Origin of the sequence: Anaplasma capra (assembly GCF_025628805.1) — a bacterium.
In the GTDB taxonomy this organism is placed as follows: Bacteria; Pseudomonadota; Alphaproteobacteria; order Rickettsiales; family Anaplasmataceae; genus Anaplasma; species Anaplasma capra.
In genome coordinates this window covers 1-18,774 of the sequence record NZ_JAOTBG010000002.1, presented here as the reverse complement: position 1 = coordinate 18,774, position 18,774 = coordinate 1, and the positions used below count along the sequence as shown (strand labels likewise).

Here is an 18,774-nt window from a genome sequence, read left to right as displayed (position 1 = left end):
TGGTTACGTTGAAAAGTTTGCCAACCTCTTCTAGGGTATGGTCTTTACCGCCCTTGCCAATGCCGAATCGCATACGGAGAATCCTCTCTTCTTTGGGAGTCAAGGTTGACAAAACCTTCGTGGTTATCTCCCGCAAGTCTGCTAACACCGCGGCGTTCTCCGGTTTTACGGCACGTTTGTCTTCTATGCAATCCCCGAAGGTGCTACTGTCGTCATCACCTATAGGGCTTTCCAGGCTCACAGGATCCTTTACGATCTTCATCACTTTGCGTATCTTCTCCACGTTCATGTTGAGCCTTGCAGAAAGCTCTTCCAAGGTGGGCTCTCTACCTATTTCATGCAACATCTGTCTCAATGTGCGATTTATCTTGTTTACGGTCTCAATCATATGCACCGGTATTCTTATGGTGCGCGCCTGATCCGCTATTGCCCTTGTGATTGCTTGTCTTACCCACCACGTAGCATACGTGGAAAACTTATACCCGCGCTTATAGTCAAATTTGTCTACGGCTTTCATTAGCCCTATGTTTCCCTCTTGCACGAGATCCAAGAACTGCAGACCGCGATTCGAATATTTTTTTGCAATAGACACAACAAGCCTAAGATTGGCTTTGATCATCTCCTGCTTCGCCTTGTTCGCAGTCCTCTCGTGTTTTTGTATTCTTGCTACCAGGGCTTTGAAACTACTGGGGCTATCCTCTCCAGATAGTAATCTAACCCTGTTTTGTATCCCCATGATGGTTTCTCTTTCCTTCTCCAGCAGATTTTTCCATTCTTGGGAAGTATCACCCTGTTTGAAGATTGTATTGCTGTTGTATGCTTCCAAGAGGCTCTTGCGATCTACTCCATGGCTTTCTACTAGCGATATTAAAGCTGCCTCTTCCGCGGCTATAGCCTTGCTCAGATTGTAAATTTGTTGAGTTACGGATAACACTGCAGAGTCGCTGAGTTTCATTTGAGAAACGAGCTCCCAAATGTTCTCGTGTAGCTCGCTGTAGGTTTTTTCATCGCACTTTCCGGAATCTCTTTTCCGCTTCTTCATTTCCAGAATTTTTTCCGCGTGTTCTATGATTGAGTCGAGAATCGCGGTTACTTTTGGTAGAAGCGCGCTTTCCATTTCTAGGATCGAAGTATTCCCTGCTGAGGGGTCTTCCTCTCCTTCCTCCTCATCTCTATCATCTGCACCTTCGGGTTCTACCTCGCTCTCCTCTCCATGATCTGGTATCTCGCCGTCTTCATATTCCTCTCCCTCACCAAATTCCTGCTGAGGAAAGCTACCCCTGTAATTTGCATCTAGATCTATGAGATCCCGGAGCATAATCTGCTGATTTACCAGATCGTCCCGCCACGACATGAAAGTGCGTAACACTAAAGGCGCTTCTATCAGCGACCTCAGCATGTTTACTTTTTCAGACTTAATCCTCTTCGCAATTTCTATCTCGCCTTCTCTTGAGAGTAGCTCAACAGAACTCATTTCGCATAGGTACATGCGTATGGGGTCATCCGTTTGGCCAAAATCCCAAGATCGCATCCCGGATTCGTCTTCCTCATCCTTTGCTGCGTTTTCCTCCGAAACCGCAGCATCAGCTTCCTCCTCATCGCTCTGCTCTAGCACGCTTATTCCGGAATCCTGGAGCAATGATATCGTCTCATCGATGCTTTCGGAGGATACTACGTCGTCATCCGAGAGTGCATCGCTTATGTCATCGAAGGTAACTACTCCCCCCTGCTTGATACCTTTAGTTATGAGATTTTTTACAAGTTCTTTATCCATTACGAGTCCCCAAAGGAGCACTAAACAACTAGCCTGAAGAGGAGATACCTACCCACAGGGCCGCTGGCCAGCAAGACGCGAACTGTGTGCCCACCCACAAACGCCCGCACGCGCAAAGCTACAGCCTGACCCTGGGCAAAAACATGGGACGCGCAAAACCCGCGTAGCACCAACACTGGCAGAGGTTCCTCCTATCACATATTTAACACAGTGTCCAACAATTTGCGACTACGCTATGCATTTTCGCTGGTTCCGAAAAACTCCAGCAATTTTTCCCTTATCGCTACCGGGTCATTCATCGTATTTACTCGCGCTCTGAAACACGCCGAACCCGCACTGGAAGCACTGTACCATCCAAGATGCTTTCTGAGTATTTTTACACCTATGTCCCTTCCATAGTAATCTATTGCGTTGTCGTAATGCTTAAGCACTATTTCAAGCTTCTCACCCGTCGGGGGGTCCGGTAGCACCTCCCGTGTCTTTAAAAAGTGCATCACTTGCTTTATCAACCAAGGCTTGCCGTAGGCCCCCCTCCCTATCATTATTCCGTCTGCGCCGGAAAGGCTCAGTGCATCGATTGCATCCTGTAAAGTGCGTATATCTCCATTTGCTATCACGGGTATCTTAACACAGTCTTTCACTTGTCTGATAAACTTCCAATCTGCCGTTCCACTGAACATTTGAGTCCTGGTTCTTCCATGCACCGTGACCATACTTATCCCAACTTCTTCAGCTATTTTTGCTAGCCTTGGGGCATTTAAATCCGTTGCGCTCCAGCCCATGCGCATCTTCGCGGTCACAGGGATTTTTACTGCTTTTACTACACTTTCCATTATCTTTGCAGCCTTCTCTTCATCCTTCATAAGTGCGGATCCGGCGTTCCCATCCACTACCTTTTTCACTGGGCATCCAAAATTGATGTCTATGCACTTTGCTCCCATGTCTTGGTTAATTTTGGCTGCTTCTGCCATGATCTCAGGTGTGCATCCTGCAAGTTGTACAGAGGTGTTTTCCCCAACTTCTGATTTTTGTAGGCTCTGCCGTGTTTTTATTACCATAGCGCGGCTCGCTATCATTTCAGAAACTAGGAGCCCAGCGCCAAGGTCCCTGACTATGGACCGAAATGGCATGTCGGTAATGCCCGACATTGGCGCCAAAATTACGGGATATTCTGCTATGAACTGTCTCACTGGGTAACTGTCTGTATAAACTGTGCAGACCCAGATGGTAGCATCATAACCGTGGATGTAGCAATACCGAACAGAGTGTTGTGAGATAAGTATTTAAGTTTTTAATATTGACTCGCGGTTGTGACTGTGCTAGAGGTGGCACTTCTGGGAGTGCGGGGAGTAATGTCTAGGTGGCTAATAAACGCTCCAGCCAAGATAAACTTGTTCCTTCATATTGTAGGGAAGTCTGCCGCGGGGTACCACATTCTGGAGTCCCTTTTCGGGTTCATTAGGCTTTTTGATATACTAGAGGTTGATATTGGGTCAAATAGGCGAGGGGTAAAGTTTGTCAAATTTTCGGGTATCAGTAGACGCGATAATACCGTACAGCGCGCTATAGGCCACTTAGTAAGAAGGTGTGCCCCGGGGGTGGCCAGGAATGTGTATGTTAGAGTCACAAAGAATATTCCCGTTTCTGCCGGGCTTGCAGGCGGCTCTGCTGACGCTGCGGCTATCATACGCTTATTGGGTGAAAATTGGGGAATTAGTGAAGCTGGCATGAGGAGTGTTGCCTCATCTGTGGGAAGCGATGTTCCTGTGTGCTTGCAGTCTAAGACGGCTTTTGTCCGGGGGGTAGGGGATAGTATACATCTGCTGCCAGACGCTAGGTTGCCCAGGTATGTTGTGCTAGTCAAGCCGAGTGGGGTGCGTCTCAGCACCAGAAGCGTGTTTGACGCTTACAGCCCTGGGAAGTTTTCAGAGAGCATAAAAGATGTACCCAAAACTGCAGATGGCTGGCTCAGCTTGATTATGAAGTCGCGCAATGATCTTACAGAAACTGCAGTGTCGCTCGTACCTGAAATTCAAGATATCCTGGGGGTATTGCAATCTTTAAAGGGGTGTTGCCTGTCCAGGATGAGTGGGAGCGGAGCTACGTGTTTTGCACTATTCGAAGATGGAGACATGGCAAATGCGGGAGTGCAGCACTTAAAGGGGTTGTACCCAAAGTGGTGGGTTTATGGAACAGAAATTGTTCAATGATCTGCCCATTGGTGCTTACTTGGCTATTGCCCTATATGAGTTCCCACTCCGGTGCAGTGGCGCAAGGATGGTCTTGTGATTCGCAATGAACATCCTCTGCGATTTCATCCTCATCTTCATCCGCGATAGGGTCGTATTGCGGGTGTGAGTAACATGTATAATAATCCTCGTTGTTCACAGATTTGTATTGCGGAACTGATGACAGTAAGCAGGCTGTCAACACAGAAACATCATACCTATCCATTGTACTCTACAGCAAGATATAAAATACGACTTAATCCTATACATTATTGCTGCTACTTACAAGGAAATGTAGTAAAAATCTTCCCAACCACTCGGCAACTACAGCCCCCAAAGGAGCTACCCAGGGTGTCCAACTCTTGGCGCATACCACACACCCTAACTTTGCGGCATACCGTGCAAATCTCAACTTCCGAAGCTGCGTGACCAAGCCTATGTGGTGCGGGGTCCTTTCCCTGACAATGTAGTTTTGCCTGTATGCGACGACACCCAGTCTAGAAAAGCGGGGCTACATGTTTCTGTATTGACTGAGAATAGTGCGGGTATCTCGTAGGGGTGTTGTTCGCGGATGATGTGCATTACTTTTTCACCCAAGCTTTTCATGGTTTTCATGATTGCTACACACTCCTCGCTTGTGCGCACATCCCCGTCCCATACGTATACTGAAGTGACATTTCGGAATATGTTCAAGCATGCTATCATGCCGCCTTGTAGGAGGGATGAGCCGATTTTGTAAGCGGTGTCATAATCTGGGAATGTAACGTATACAAGCGATAGCCCGTCTTCCATGCTTTATTTCCTTAGAGCTGACTACAGATTGTGCACCTCGGACCTATTTATTGCAAGCAAGAGCTTCGCTGACCTTTTGTAGAAGTTGTTTTAGCGTGAATGGTTTTGAGAGGAAAAACATCTCATCCAGATTTATGTTCTTATGCTGATGAAACACCTCCTCTGCGTACCCAGATACGAACATCACCTTGACGTTTGGTTGCATTTTTAATATCTCAGAGATGGTCTCTGGGCCGCTGGCGCCGGGCATCACAACGTCGCTTATAACGATGTCTATGTGCGTATCCTTAGCCGCCTTTATTGCCTCTTTTCCAGAGTTTGTATCTATGACCTTAAACCCCCTTTTCGAGAGTGCTTTTGACGTAAATGCCCTGACTGGATCTTCGTCTTCTATTAGGAGAATAGAAGCCGAGTGACCGCACTCTTGACCACCTTCGAGCACAAAATCATCTACCTCTGTGAATTCGTTTGGTAGAGAGTATTCCTCAGCTCTTTGACCTTCAGCCACGTATGCTCTGGGTAGAAGTATCATGAATTTTGTGCCCTCTCCTACCTTGCTGTGAACGTACACATACCCACCAGTTTGCTTTACTATTCCATACACTGTAGATAGACCAAGTCCCGTGCCGTAGGACTCACTTTTTGTCGAAAAAAACGGGTCAAAAATTTTCTTAATAATCTGCTTATCTATACCGTGTCCCGTATCAATTACCTCGAGTACCACGTACTCTCCGTGCTCTACTTGGTCCTTATCTGGAACGAACATGCCCTTTGGGATGCTAGATGCATCAACTTGCAGGTTATAGGTGCGCAGAGTAAGCACTCCTCCAGAGCTCATTGCAGATTTAGCGTTTACTACCAAGTTGACTATGACCTGCTCAAGCTGGCATAGATCTACTTTTACCAGTCCAATGTCTTTGTCATAAAATATTTTTAGCTCTATATCCTCGCTGATAAGGCGTTTGATCATTTGTGAGAGATCAGCGACTATGTTGTTTATGTCCAATATTTTTGGCTGTAAGGTTTGCTTCCTAGAAAAAGCCATTAGTTGCTTGATCAAGTTGGTTGCTCGGTTGGCATTTTGCTTGATTTGCATTATGTCTCTGAAAGAGGGATCAGTTGCCGGATGTTGTATGAGCAGCAAGTCGCAAAATCCTATAATGGCGGTCAAAATGTTGTTGAAATCATGTGCTATGCCCCCAGCTAACTGACCGATCGCTTGCATTTTTTGTGATTGCTCTAGTTGCGTTTCCAAGCTCTTTCTATCGGCGCTATCGGTGATGTAGCATACCACCGATATCTCGTTGTTATGAACTAACTTGTTCATATATATCTTCACATAGGTCTTGTTACAGAGCTGTCCCTCGATGGACATGTTGTTGATTGCGCTTCCCTGCAGGTATTTCTTTATCTTTTTGCTATGTACGGGCGTAACATGCGCAAATATGTGCTCGTGGTTTTGTCCATCCGTTAATGCCTCGAACGCCTTGTTGTACTTTATGATTTTTCCATCTAGATCGCATTGGGCCATAGCAATGGGCGCGTGGATAAAGCACGGATTCAACTGATAATCCGTGAGACTGAATTTTTTAGGAGTTAGAAGCCCGCATGTATAGCTATTATTACTTTTGTCATAGAACACTTCTTGAGTTATATGTGCCTTGAACATCGTGCCTGTGGATGTTGTGAATATCACCTCATCTTCTGCTGCATCGGACTGATTCTTACTGAGAAAATCAGAGAACAAGGTGTGGCATTTTATTGCTTCTAGCTCGAAAATTTTCAGAAAATTCTCATTTGCGGAGATAATTACCCCGTCCTGATTCAGGAGGTATGATCCCACTTTATGTCTGTGTAAGAGCCGTTCATGCACTTCCTCTTTAGTGATCTTCATAGCCTTAAGAACGAAGTAGTCCTGTGGTCTTGACAGTGGGTTCAAGAGTAGGCTGAATGCCGCTCCCTCTGTGACGTCTACCTGCGGATTATCCGCTATAGGATCGAGCATTAGAGAAAAATTAGAGACAGCGTTTTTCTTGCTTACAGAAAAATAAGTGCGTACTGGTGACTTATTCTTTAGAGCATCAAGGAATCGTGCTATTTCGTCATCACCCAGGTTACCAAGCTTTAAGATGCTGAAAAGATTTAAGGGGCGGCTTCGGCACAGGTTTTTGAATCTAGCATTAAACCTGGCGTCCGAATACACTACGTTTCCATTGCTTTTCAAAATAAGGCAAAACTCCGTGTCGTGATTTAACGCGTTGGCGAAGATCATATTCTGATACTCTACTGCAGCGATTACCCTCGGATACCGGTTGAGTTTCTGCAGGATTACCAGCACTATGGCGCTGGTAAACAGGCAGTTGAATACCATGCTTACGTATCCGTTTTCTATTCCAAATAGGTATATGCTAAACACGCATAGTAAGGGCAGGATTACAATTGTTGCGGCTCTTATTTTCGAGATCCCGTAATCACGTACAACAAAATCAACCTTATTGTTTTGCTCGTTGTCGGTGTACCTTTTCTTCATTCAGCATTTCCCCCATGAGCTGTGTCTAGGAGTAGGTTGCGGCGCGTTGCTTCCATATCGCGACTTAAACTTCCTGGAATCATGCCTAACCGGGATCATACAACAATAAACATCTACGGCAAAGGCAAATTGGATCTCAGATTGGGGGGTGATAACCGCATAGCTGCTGCCGACAATGCTGGGTGAATTGCAGTTTGTCCCGCTTCTGTGCCGTAGAGGAGGTCATCATGCTCAACTAACATGAGTAGCGAAAGCTCTGTAGTTGGGATGACGAGGCCCGATATGTGTTACCTCAACTTAATTGCAACCAGCATGCCCTCTTCTGTTGGAATTATTGAAGCAAGATAATTGCTCTTGTCCGATAACCGTTTATTGAAGTTTCGCATGCTAGTGTGCGCGCTTTTGGAGACCTTCTCTGGAGGTGTATCACTGAAGACTGTACCAAAGAGGAATACGTTGTCAGCAACAATAAGCCCACCCTTCTTGATGTTGGCTTCAGCCCAGTCCAAATAGTCACAGTAGCCAGACTTGTTTGCATCTATGAACATCATGTCGAATGGTGACGCACTTTTCAAATCTTTGAGTTTATCGAGCGCATCTCCGCAAAGCACGGTGATTTTATCTGTCATTGCACATTTCTCGATATTGCGTTTGGCTATTGGTGCAACTTTATCACGCTTTTCTATTGTATATACGTGTCCTTCTGGGGGCAGGGCCATCGCCATGCATATGGCGGAGAATCCCACGCAAGTCCCAACCTCTACAACAGATTTGACCCTGGCTGCTCGTATCAGGAACTGAAGTAGCTGACCCTCAGCGACGCCCAATTGTACCATGTGCAATCCGTCGGGTGCCGACGAATGCACTGACAGCGCATTACTATCATCAACACCAAAGAGCTCGCTTATATAGGCCTGCTCCCTTCTGGGAAAAATACTACGCATGTAGCAACTCATCCGAAATAGGTACGAGCCTACTCAGTTTTTCAGGAAAATACAATGCCAGAACACTGGTGTTTTATGGGTATCATGGTGATAAAATTATCACTACTGCGAAAAAATGTGATATGTGCCCGTATTCGTATTATTTGTCGAGGCCTATTTTGTGTTACCATGGCGCACGCGATTCGTGCTCGCGATTGTGTTGCGAGGGAATAGAGTAGAGGTGTTATCAGATGAGTGTTTGTGTACGTTGTGCGGCTGTAGGGTGTCTGGGGGCGTGTAATGTCTAGGGCTGGTGCTGCTGGTGGCGGAGAGGCATCGGTCTTTGATGATCCTGAGTACAGGGAGAGGTACAGGGAGAAGTTCATCGAGGCTCAGAAGCGGGGCATGGACATGGTTGTGTACCCTGACGGGGCCATAGTGCTGATAGAGAATAAGATGGTCATGTACACCTACGGGTGGCACGAGAGGAGGAGGGACTTTGAGCGCATAAAGGCCGGTGCAGCGTCTACGGCGCCTAGAAGGAGGAGCAGTGTTAGTGAGAAGGTGCGCAGCGAGGCTAGTAGTGCGGTGAGATCCGACGAGGATGAGTACGCCTAGCCGTTGGGTTTGAGCGCGCCGTGGTACCAGAACTGGTTTGACTGATCGTTGTCCTGTGTTATGGTGGCCTGTGGCGGCGCGCGCTTTGTGCAGTTTGCACACGCTGTCTCGGGGGTGGTGCTATGTCCTTGATCCTGTCGGTATCGCAGTTTAGGGTTTCTGAGCAGAGCTCGAGTGTTCCGGTTGGTGAACTGATTTCCAGGGCCGGGGCTGCGGTGGTCGAGGAATTGCGTAGGTATTTCTCCAAAAGGCCGGTTTTGGTTCTGTGTGGACCAGGGAATAACGGTAAAGACGGTGCAGTGGTTGCGGAGTTACTCCAAAAGGATGGGTGGCCGGTTAGGGTGCTTGGCTACCGTGTTGGAGCGGAAGGGCGGGGCGTGGATCCCCTGACACCAAGCAGCTTCTCTGTCCGTGAAGACGTGGTTGTGGATGCTATTTTCGGTATAGGAATCTCGCGGCCGCTGGAAGGGGATGTGCAAGAGGTTGTAGCAAGAGTAAACTCGAGTGGCAAGTACGTTGTAGCTGTCGACATGCCAAGCGGCATAAACAGCGATACTGGGGAGGTCATGGGGGCTGCGATCAAGTCTGATTTGACGATCACATTTTCTTGTTTGAAGTTTGGGCATGTGGTCTCTCCGGGTAGGTATTACTCGGGGGTGGTGTGCGTTAAAGACATAGGACTAGAAGTAGGTGAATCTCGGGCTTTCCGCAATTCGCCATGCCTTTGGAGAGAGTATATTCCCAGGCCAGACTATAGGTCGCATAAATACAGCAGGGGTTACGCGGTTGTGTGCTCTGTAGGTGTGCGGTCTGTTGGTGCGGTAAAGCTGGCTGCAGTAGCGGCTTTGAGAATAGGGCCAGGTGCGGTTGCCGTTGCCTGTGAAGACGAAGAAATTCACCTGTATGCAGGTTCTTTGACCTCGATAATGTATAAGCCCTGCGAAGAAGTGCTGGGTGATCCTAGGGTTTCAGCACTGTTGGTGGGGCCGGGTGGTGATGCCTTGGATGATATTCTGAGGGATAAAATATTTGCCGCGCTGAATTCCGGTAAAAAGTGTGTTCTGGATGCTGGGGGTATATCTATTTTTAAAGACGATCCTGACGTGCTTTTATCACGCATTGCTAATCGAAGTGTTGTAATGACTCCTCACGAAGGGGAATTTAAGCGCATCTTTCCGGGTCTGAGTGGCAGTGTTGTTGAAAGGGCGAAAAAAGCTGCGGAAATGTCAAAGGCGGTAATTGTACTCAAAGGGCACGATACAGTAATCGCCGCGCCTGATGGAAGTATAGTTGTTAATAACAATGCTCCTAGCTCTTTGGCTACCATTGGTAGTGGCGATGTGCTGGCCGGAATCATTACCGGACTTATTGCTGCAGGGATGCCTGAGTTTTCCGCGGCATGCTGCGGTGTATGGATACACGGAGAGTGTGGAAAGAGGTGTAGAACTGGGCTGATTGCTGACGATATAATACTTCAGATTCCTAAAGCACTTTCTCTGCTTGCGTAGGGATTTAGATTTTCACTCCGTAATTGCCGCGATCTTGCGTTATTGTGTGGGTTCATGTGGGTGTTTCCTGATTGTCATGATGGGGGCTCAGAAACTTTACCTGTGATTAACGCAGCAAAAATCCTTTCCAAGAACTTTGTTTTATAATATTAGGTTGCTAGCTTCTGAGAGGGGCGGTTTTCGCATGTAGGTTTAGTGATGAGCGTGGTTATTGTAGAATCTCCTTCTAAGGCGAGGACCATTTCCAAGTACTTGGGAGGCAAGTACAAAGTAGTAGCTTCTTTTGGCCACGTGAGGGATTTTCCAGCGAAGAGTGGTTCTGTGGATCCCGATGATGATTTTCGCATGATTTATGAGATTATTCCCAAGTCAGAAAGGCACATAGATAAAATTGTTAAAACGGTCAGCTCAGAGAAAGGTGGCACCATATATCTTGCTACGGACCCTGATCGCGAGGGTGAGGCTATAGCTTGGCACATAGTTGAAGTTCTGCGTGAGCGAAGCGCAATTAGCAGGGACGTCACAGTGAGTAGGATGGTCTTTAATGAGGTGACTAAAAAAGCCGTTGTCGCTGCCATCAGTGATTGCCGCGGTATAAACATGGACCTAGTGCACGCTCAGCAGGCACGTAGGGCGTTGGATTACCTAGTTGGTTTTACCCTTTCTCCATTGTTATGGAGAAAGCTTCCCGGTAGCAGGTCTGCCGGTAGGGTTCAATCTGTGGCTCTCCGCTTGGTTTGTGAGCGAGAGTACGAGATCGAGCGGTTTGAATCCAGAGAGTACTGGGATATTGGGGTGATTCTCAAAAACCAGCATGGAGAAGAATTTGCCACTGCCCTTAAGCACTACGATGGCGAAAAACTGGATAAGTTTTCCATTACCAGCGCTCATCAGGCCAATGCTATGGCTGAGCGTGTAGGGAAGGAATCATATCGCGTTGCCTCTGTAGAGGCGAAACAAACAAAGCGTAACCCCTATCCTCCGTTCATTACGTCAAGTTTACAGCAGGAAGCCTCCAATAAACTTGGGTTTTCGGCGAAGAACACTATGGTTATTGCGCAGAAGTTATATGAGGGCATAGATATTGCCGGAGAGACTGTTGGGTTAATTACCTACATGCGTACCGACGGGTTTTACATCTCTTCCGAGGCTGTATCCTACATTCGTGACACAATCAAGATGCAGTTTGGTGCGAAGTATCTTGCCAAGTCTGTGCGGCAGTATGTGAAGAAGGTGAAAAATGCGCAGGAGGCCCATGAGGCCATACGCCCCACCGATATCACAATGACTCCTGACAGTTTGGCCCAGTATCTTAGCGGTGACCAATTAAAGCTGTACGATCTCATATGGAGACGCACCATGGCCAGTCAAATGGAGTCTGCAGTAATTGATCAGGTCATAGTAGATGTTCAGTCTCCGGATGGCTCTATAGGACTTCACGCAGTTGGTTCAAGCTTGAGTTTCGATGGGTATTATAAGGTTTATGGTTCGGATGATGAGGATAAGCGCAAAATGTTACCCCAGCTAAAGGTTGGGGAGGATTGTAGCTTATTAGAGGTTATTCCCAGCCAGCACTTTACTCAACCTCCCCCTAGGTACAGTGAAGCAGGTTTGGTGAAAAAGATGGAGGAAATCGGGATAGGAAGACCGTCTACCTATGCAACGATCATTTCCGTCCTACAGGATAGGGGGTATACAAACTTGGAGCAAAAGAGGTTTGTACCAAGTGAAAGGGGTAGGATAGTAAATGCGTTTTTGACCAACTTTTTCAGTCGCTACGTTGAATATGACTTTACCGCCAATCTTGAGGAAGAATTGGATCTTATCTCAAATGGTAATATGGCTTGGAAGGAAGTGTTGCGACAGTTCTGGAGTAGATTCATTGCTGATGTGAGTGCAGTTAAGGGTATTGAGGTTAGCGACATACTAAAGTCTATCACTAAAGACCTGGAGATGTACGCGTTTTCATCAGATTCAGGTGAGGTAATTGACAGGCGCTGCCCCGGCTGTGGCGAGGGCGAGCTCATGCTCAATATCGGCAAGTATAAAGCATTTTTAGGCTGCAACAAGTATCCGGAGTGCAAGTATACCAGAGGTATTGGCAGCGAAGCCGGGGTTGGTAGAGAGGAATTTCCGAAAGTTTTAGGTCTAGATGATGCAACTCAAGAGGAGATTTTTCTCAAGAATGGTCCGTATGGTGAGTATTTACAACTAGGTGATAACGCAAAGGGGAAGCGCGTTGCCGTGCCGCAGGGGATAAAAGATATTACTTTAGATGTAGCAAAAAAGCTTCTGTCTTTGCCCATGGTTTTGGGATGCTATCCAAATACTACTCAGGACATAAAGCTGGGTATTGGTAGGTTTGGTCCATATGTCCTATATGGCGGGACGTATTTTTCCGTGAAGGGGAGAGAGGATTTTTTGAATCTAACGTTTGAGGAGGCGGTAAGCATTATAGACAGTCAGGCGGAGAAGAAAGCCAGGCTTCTTGGCCTGCACGGCAACGGCAAGGAAATATATGTATGTAAGGGCAGGTATGGTTTTTACCTGAAGTGTGACAAGAAAAGCGTTGCCATAAAGGGGAAGGGTGGTGGGGACATAACACTGGAAGAAGCAGTGTCTTTACTAGACCAGAAACCGTGAAAACACTGTTGGGAGAGGACAAAACCTGCGGCTATTCTCCGGTTCGATTGGAGGTGTACTGCCAGGGCGTCCAGACCTGCTCTGCCTTACGGGGCTTGAAGTTTGACTGTCAAACTAGTTCTTCAGGAACTTATCTATAAAAATTATATTGTCGCGCACCGTATGCGCAGTGCCCTCTGATGAGTCTTCTGCGACGTCGTCGTTGTCAGAGCCGAGATCTACCCCCAGTTCCACGTCGCCGTATTGCTCAAGGTCTAGAGAGAAGTTTGCTAGCATGTCGACGTATTTAATTATGGCCCTGAAAGGTACCGTTATGCATTCTTCTTTACCCCTGAAGCTCAGAATCACTTTGAAACAGTGTTCGCTCACAGACAGTTCGCGGAATTGGTATTGGAGCACTATTGTCATATTTTCCGGGTACTGTGCCCTAAGATGGTCGGGCAACACTACCCCACTGCAACCCGTGAGAAACGAAATCGTGATGTGTGCCTCCCCTGAAGGGGAAAGTTTGGATACGAAATCCAACGCTTCCCTGACTACGCTACACATTGCGGAGTAAACCAGCCTTCGATAATCCACTAAATCGCTCATTGAAACCTCATACCAGAGAGCATCAGCACAGCCAGTAGAACAAAGCACCACCTGCCGAGCAGCAGGATACCACAATCACGCTAGAAAACAAGATGGAGATTAACCAAGGTGAGGCAAGTGGGGGCTTTTCTGTTGCCCGGTAAGCCCCCCAAACCGCGCTAAGGACAAACTAGGCAGCAGCTACGAAAGCTGGTTCCATGTTGTCATTAGCGGCAACGAAATCATCGTTTGCACTTATAAAACGACCCACTTATACGGCTGGAATTCCCACCGAGCAACGACATACCCCTTTACTGCGTCTGTCTATCCTGTTTCATCCCCATTGTATGTAAGAGGAAGTGGAGATGCCGAGCACTGCCCTCGGGTCCAAAACGTCTATTCCGGGAAGTCTTTATTGCCATAGTGAAGACCACGGCCAGATTGTATTACTATACGTCGCAGAAGTCAAGAACATACGACCGAGGTTCAAAGTCATACGGCGCTGCAGCTACCTCAAGGTAGCTGCGGGACTTTGGCGCCAAGCTCCCCGGGTTGGATTCGAACCAACGACACACTGGTTAACAGCCAGCTGCTCTGCCACTGAGCTACCAGGGAATACACATGAGGTTGGCTCATAATAATTTTGTATCATCTCATGTGCAACAAAAACTTGGGTGGTGTTATGGGTTTTTGTTATGCGCAAAAGATTGCGGGAAGTTCATACCTGCCGTGCTTGCGATTGACTGTACGGGAGAATGGTCTTTTAGCGTGATGTGTTGGGATCCCTAAACAACAAACATTGAGGTGTTCACAGTGGACCAAACGTGTGACGTGGCCCTGAGGGCTACTGTGTGTAAGGGTGCGCTAGTGGAGGAATTCACCCTTTCTCGGGGTATCCTAATGGGAGAAAGCCCACGGTTTTAGAGTACTGCAAAGCGATGATGGACTTGCTGGTAGATGCGCGGATCACCGCTATACCTGTGTGACCGGATTCACCGGGCTTCGAGAGTGCAAAACGACAAAGGCTATTGCATATTCTCCATCGTCACTGAGTGAGAGTTCTATGTTTTGTTCAACATCACCGCTTACGGCGATGCGTGGTTTTCCCAAGGCGTCGTTATATACAGATACACTTTTCATACTTATACCACGCCCGAACCCAAGCCCTGTTGCCTTAACATATGCCTCTTTTGCGGCAAACCTCTTGGCAAAATGTCTTGCTACTGCATGAGCGTTCTTGTACCGAAGAGAATCGCGTATTTCCATCTCAGAGAATGCCCTGGAAGTGAATTTGCTGCCAAATCTATCCAGCATTTGTTGTACTCTTTTTACGGATACTAAGTCCACGCCTACGCCAGTTATCACGTACACATCCTCGAAACCAAGGCATCAACAGAAAGCTTTTCAACTACTCCACTGGAACGATTTTTTAACTCCACCACCCCGTCTTTGATGAAGGAATTTCCCACAATGACTTGCCACGGAAGCCCCAGTAAGTCCATCCTTGCGAGCTTTGTTCCAGGGCTATCTAGGCTGTCATCGTATAGCGCACTACCCGGGGCAAGGGCCTTGTATATTGCTTCTGTGGTTGCTGTACACTCCCCGTTTGTGGCACTCAAGTTCATTATTCCTACTCTAAAAGGTGCTACGGATTCTGGCCATCTTATTCCAGAATCATCATGAAAAGCCTCAATAACTGCTGCTACTAACCTGGAAATCCCTATTCCATAGCACCCCATTTGGGTGTAGATACTCTCTCCGCTCTTGTCCCGAAATTTGACATTCATGGGAGTGGAGTACCGGTCTCCAAGATAAAAAACATGGCCAACCTCCATGCCTCTGGAGACTTGTAAATCGTTAGGGTTTACGCCGCAACTTCGAGGGTCATGCGCGTCTTCCGTTGCCGCATATACACTTGTGATATCCTCCATGCTGCAGCTGCCACTTTTAGATATGTCGAGAATCTTTCCATCATGGTACACCATGCTTTCACCGGTCGGGGTCAATACATGAAATTCGTGGCTCACGCTTCCTCCGATAGAGCCACTATCAGCCCTGGCCACTACAGGTGTGAGTCCAATTCGTCTAAAAATCTTCAAATAAGCAGAGAATACCTTGCTGTATGACCTCATCGCTCCTCCATGGTCGGCGTCGAAGCTGTAAGCGTCCTTCATAAGAAATTCTCTGCCGCGCATCACACCATGTCTGGGGCGCAGCTCATCCCGAAACTTCCATTGCACTTGATATAGACTGATTGGCAGCTCTTTATAGCTTTTTAGTGATGACCGCACTACGTCAGATATGACTTCCTCGTGTGTGGGGCCAAACACCATCTCCCTACCGCCTCTGTCCCGCACGCGCAGCATTTCTGGTCCGTAAGAATCATAGCGTTGCGACTCCTTCCACAGCTCTGCGGGCTGCATAGATGGCATCAGGATTTCCAAGAAGCCAATGGCATCCATCTCTTCCCGTATTATGCGCTCTATGCCCTTTAAAACTCTGAGTCCCATGGGCAACCACGTGTAAAGGCCCGAAGCGTTCTGTTTTACCAAGCCAGCACGCAGGGAGTACTTGTGAGAAGCGACCACGACATCTGAAGACACGTCCTTCATAGTCGGCATGTAGCATCCAGAGAGACGCATACCAATACCAGCTAATTCACGTCCACTACCACATACAAGGGCTGTAGTCAAGACAATATGATGCTGATACCAGGCCTCTATACCCTTCTGTAGGCCCTATTGTAAGCGCGTGCAGTTGCGGTTGTGAGAAACTCAAACCTTGGCCGCCATCGAACACTGCAAGTCCCGTTGGAGACCAGAGCGCACGCCACGCTCGCCGCCTTTTGTGATCACTGCTTCGCATTTAAACTACAGATGACACGTGCCCAGAACGTATGGCGGGCCACTGACGGTGATATTCCATGCTGGAATCCTGACTACTGCAGGTCAGTGTACAAGAAGTCTTCAATTATTGACACTGCACATAGGGCAGAGATCCTTCTTTTCTTAATATCATCTTCTCCGGGTTGCTGCCCTTTTCGTGCCAGCCCCCCTCTAACTCTTCCATGTGAGATATGTCCAAACTGCCGTTCAAGATGCCCACTGCAAGTGCCTCTGGGTGGTCCTGAAACAACATGTTTCCGTGCATGTCTTCTAAGGCTCTATCATGCCATCATTTGAAAATCCCACGATCTTATAACCCAAGGACTCCAACTTCTGAATATTTTCCCGGTCATTGCTCACCGCACCTCCGTGTGCGTCAGGAAAGAACAAAGACAGCCACCCATCCTTATCCGGACGTACGTGTTTCGAGACTATTCCTGCCAGCCTGCTGTTGGGTACTATTCTGATTTGATGAAGCGCGCTGTGCTGCCCATGTGGACCTGGCCCAGATACCATATGCGAACGCGCCGAACTCTTGCCGAGCAACTTCTCTACTCTTGTGACCTTAATGCCCATGGCGTGCACAATTCCCTGCAGACCACCACACACCCCCATAAGCTTGATGCTCGGATCCTCACGCGTTATTTCAGCTATTGCAACCAGCTGCCTGTTGTGGGTTGGGGTAAGGCTCAGTGTCTAGATTGTAGAAGTTTCCAGGTATAAAAATATCCTTGTGATATTTTTTCCTTGAGAAAGGCTGCAACTTCACGCTTTATCACACTTGGCTTTTGCTTTGTGAGTTTTGATACATCTTCACCCATCTCTCCCGGAATCTCTTTTTCGAGGCTAGTGGACTGCACAATCTTGTTGTAGTCTATGCGCACAACGTGCGCGCCCATGCTTGTGAGCATCTCGGCTATGTTGTGGGAGAAGGTGAGCTCCTCCGGATAGGTCTTCCTCCTCAGTTTGCAAGAAGCCTACTACCACGCTGTTTCCGCCCTCTTGTGCAGCGGCGGAAAGCGATGTTGCAGGTATGACCGTGCAGCACAGAAACGCACAAATCCAGAATCTAAAAAACTTTGAGATAATCACAGCGCGGCGAGACCCCAACTGCGGCTAGACAAGATCAACGGGAATACTGGCGGACAAGAGGACGTGGCCTGGGCTGGAATTGAACCAGCGCACAAGGATTTTCAGTCCTCTGCTCTACCACTGAGCTACCAAGCCAGAAACGCCACAAGCGGCGCATACGGACTGTGCGCAGCTCACCCCAGCTGCGTTCATTATATGGGTTGGTAATTGGTGTTCAAGGAAAATAAACTGCAAAATATGATGATCATTTGTTTCTTAGTAAGGTATAATCCACGGTTGTCTTTACCTCTATAGAAGTTATGGCAATAAGGCTAGGTATATATCCGGGAACTTTCGATCCTATCACCTTTGGACACGTAGACATAATCAAGCGAGCCAGCAATTTGGTTGATGAACTTATCATTGCCGTTGCAAAAAGTGTGGTGAAGGAAACCATATTTCCTGCTGATGTGCGTGCAGCTATGATAGAGCATGATATGCGCATGCTTGAGATAGATGTGAAGGTTGAGGTTTTTGATGGGTTGCTAACATACTTTGCCCAAAGTAGGGGTGCGCAGGTTATTATTCGTGGACTTAGGGCAGTTTCTGATTTTGATTACGAGTTTCAAATGAGCTGGATAAACTACAAGCTTGTACCCGGGGTGGAGACTGTATTTTTACCTGCTGCAAAGGATACTCAGTTTATCTCCTCAAGTTTTGTAAAGGAAGTCGCGCGCCTTAACGGGGATCTTAGCATGTTTGTGTCGGAGAACGTAAGGACGCATCTGTTGGGGTTTTACTCTGGGGCTTCCTGTTCTACTTGATCGCTGATGATATTCCCGCTGCGTAGAGCCTGGACCTGGATATGCGTTGCGTATGGTGGGGATGCTAGTTTGTTTCCTAAAATAATCCCGTACCTGAAAGGGATATATCAAAAACTTAAATATTAACTTTCATTATAACAGGCAACACACTGAACACTCCAAATTGTATGTTAGCCTCATGGACACCAGCGCAGTGATCATGTAAAAGGCGGTGGCGCAGAAACCCTTGAATCTCTGCCCTTGATCATACACATAAAATTGTTACATGATTTCGCTGTACAATTGTATGGGTGGATTTCTTACCCGAACACCGCAAGCTTTGCTATAAAACCAGTCGGTATTTCACACGAACACCGCAGGCAGCCTGCACTCTGATACACAGGGAAAATGAGCATTAACAAGAAGCTC

General features: G+C 47.4%; 17 protein-coding genes, 2 tRNA genes and 1 other RNA gene. 6 read left to right on the top strand and 14 right to left on the bottom strand.

The window, feature by feature from the left end:
* Positions 1–1,774 (bottom strand): RNA polymerase sigma factor RpoD (rpoD, locus tag OC187_RS00680; protein ID WP_263008488.1); only part of this gene is annotated, 1,774 nt, incomplete at its 3' end.
* Positions 1,775–2,007: 233 nt separating this feature from the next.
* Entirely contained in the window at positions 2,008–2,964 is a 957-nt protein-coding gene (dusB, locus tag OC187_RS00675; RefSeq protein ID WP_262997853.1) for a tRNA dihydrouridine synthase DusB, read from the bottom strand.
* A 162-nt stretch (positions 2,965–3,126) separates the two neighbouring features.
* Here dusB and OC187_RS00670 point away from each other — a divergent pair, with 162 nt between their 5' ends.
* Positions 3,127–3,984: a 4-(cytidine 5'-diphospho)-2-C-methyl-D-erythritol kinase gene (locus OC187_RS00670; protein ID WP_262997854.1), complete on the top strand. Its 858-nt coding sequence runs from the start codon at positions 3,127–3,129 to the stop codon at positions 3,982–3,984.
* Positions 3,985–4,437: 453 nt separating this feature from the next.
* On the opposite strand, the gene cutA is transcribed toward OC187_RS00670, so the two are convergent.
* Together cutA and OC187_RS00660 are read right to left on the bottom strand one after the other, a co-directional pair.
* Positions 4,438–4,794, bottom strand: coding sequence for a divalent-cation tolerance protein CutA (gene cutA, locus OC187_RS00665; RefSeq protein ID WP_262997855.1), 357 nt, complete (start codon positions 4,792–4,794; stop codon positions 4,438–4,440).
* Positions 4,795–4,837: 43 nt separating this feature from the next.
* Entirely contained in the window at positions 4,838–7,324 is a 2,487-nt protein-coding gene (locus OC187_RS00660) for a PAS domain-containing hybrid sensor histidine kinase/response regulator (protein WP_262997856.1), read from the bottom strand.
* 21 nt (positions 7,325–7,345) lie between these two features.
* On the opposite strand from OC187_RS00660, the gene OC187_RS00655 reads away from it, so the two are divergent.
* On the top strand, positions 7,346–7,510 hold the full coding sequence (locus OC187_RS00655; protein WP_262997857.1) for a hypothetical protein: 165 nt from the start codon (positions 7,346–7,348) through the stop codon (positions 7,508–7,510).
* Between the two features lie 101 nt (positions 7,511–7,611).
* Here the strand turns inward: OC187_RS00655 and OC187_RS00650 are convergent, their stop codons facing one another.
* Positions 7,612–8,268: an O-methyltransferase gene (locus tag OC187_RS00650; RefSeq protein ID WP_262997858.1), complete on the bottom strand. Its 657-nt coding sequence runs from the start codon at positions 8,266–8,268 to the stop codon at positions 7,612–7,614.
* A 279-nt stretch (positions 8,269–8,547) separates the two neighbouring features.
* Between OC187_RS00650 and OC187_RS00645 the strand changes: the two genes are divergently transcribed.
* From OC187_RS00645 to topA, 3 genes are all read left to right on the top strand, one after another.
* On the top strand, positions 8,548–8,865 hold the full coding sequence (locus OC187_RS00645; protein WP_262997859.1) for a hypothetical protein: 318 nt from the start codon (positions 8,548–8,550) through the stop codon (positions 8,863–8,865).
* A gap of 122 nt (positions 8,866–8,987) precedes the next feature.
* On the top strand, positions 8,988–10,373 hold the full coding sequence (locus OC187_RS00640) for an NAD(P)H-hydrate dehydratase (protein WP_262997860.1): 1,386 nt from the start codon (positions 8,988–8,990) through the stop codon (positions 10,371–10,373).
* Positions 10,374–10,571: 198 nt separating this feature from the next.
* Positions 10,572–13,016 carry a type I DNA topoisomerase gene (topA, locus tag OC187_RS00635; RefSeq protein ID WP_262997861.1) on the top strand — a complete coding sequence of 815 codons (2,445 nt, stop codon included), beginning with the start codon at positions 10,572–10,574 and terminating at the stop codon, positions 13,014–13,016.
* A gap of 114 nt (positions 13,017–13,130) precedes the next feature.
* On the opposite strand, the gene OC187_RS00630 is transcribed toward topA, so the two are convergent.
* From OC187_RS00630 to OC187_RS00590, 9 genes are all read right to left on the bottom strand, one after another.
* A complete protein-coding gene (locus tag OC187_RS00630; protein ID WP_262997862.1) occupies positions 13,131–13,607 on the bottom strand; it encodes a ClpXP protease specificity-enhancing factor SspB in 477 nt (158 codons plus the stop codon).
* Between the two features lie 116 nt (positions 13,608–13,723).
* Positions 13,724–14,059: a transfer-messenger RNA gene (gene ssrA / locus OC187_RS00625) on the bottom strand.
* Positions 14,060–14,129: 70 nt separating this feature from the next.
* Positions 14,130–14,201 (bottom strand) — tRNA-Asn (locus OC187_RS00620).
* 357 nt (positions 14,202–14,558) lie between these two features.
* On the bottom strand, positions 14,559–14,951 hold the full coding sequence (locus tag OC187_RS00615) for a holo-[acyl-carrier-protein] synthase (RefSeq protein ID WP_262997882.1): 393 nt from the start codon (positions 14,949–14,951) through the stop codon (positions 14,559–14,561).
* Entirely contained in the window at positions 14,948–16,228 is a 1,281-nt protein-coding gene (gene proS, locus OC187_RS00610) for a proline--tRNA ligase (RefSeq protein ID WP_262997863.1), read from the bottom strand. The genes OC187_RS00615 and proS overlap by 4 nt, the downstream gene beginning before the upstream one ends.
* Positions 16,229–16,556: 328 nt before the next feature.
* Positions 16,557–16,724 (bottom strand): hypothetical protein, encoded by a 168-nt coding sequence (locus tag OC187_RS00605; protein WP_262997864.1) that lies wholly within the window; start codon positions 16,722–16,724, stop codon positions 16,557–16,559.
* 17 nt (positions 16,725–16,741) lie between these two features.
* Positions 16,742–17,086: a hypothetical protein gene (locus OC187_RS00600; RefSeq protein WP_262997865.1), complete on the bottom strand. Its 345-nt coding sequence runs from the start codon at positions 17,084–17,086 to the stop codon at positions 16,742–16,744.
* 74 nt (positions 17,087–17,160) lie between these two features.
* Positions 17,161–17,370: a hypothetical protein gene (locus tag OC187_RS00595; protein ID WP_262997866.1), complete on the bottom strand. Its 210-nt coding sequence runs from the start codon at positions 17,368–17,370 to the stop codon at positions 17,161–17,163.
* 257 nt (positions 17,371–17,627) lie between these two features.
* Positions 17,628–17,698: transfer RNA gene (locus OC187_RS00590), tRNA-Phe, on the bottom strand.
* 164 nt (positions 17,699–17,862) lie between these two features.
* On the opposite strand from OC187_RS00590, the gene coaD reads away from it, so the two are divergent.
* The gene (gene coaD / locus OC187_RS00585; protein WP_262997867.1) at positions 17,863–18,366 is read left to right on the top strand and encodes a pantetheine-phosphate adenylyltransferase; all 504 of its coding nucleotides are present in this window, start codon (positions 17,863–17,865) and stop codon (positions 18,364–18,366) included.
* Positions 18,367–18,774: the final 408 nt, after the last annotated feature.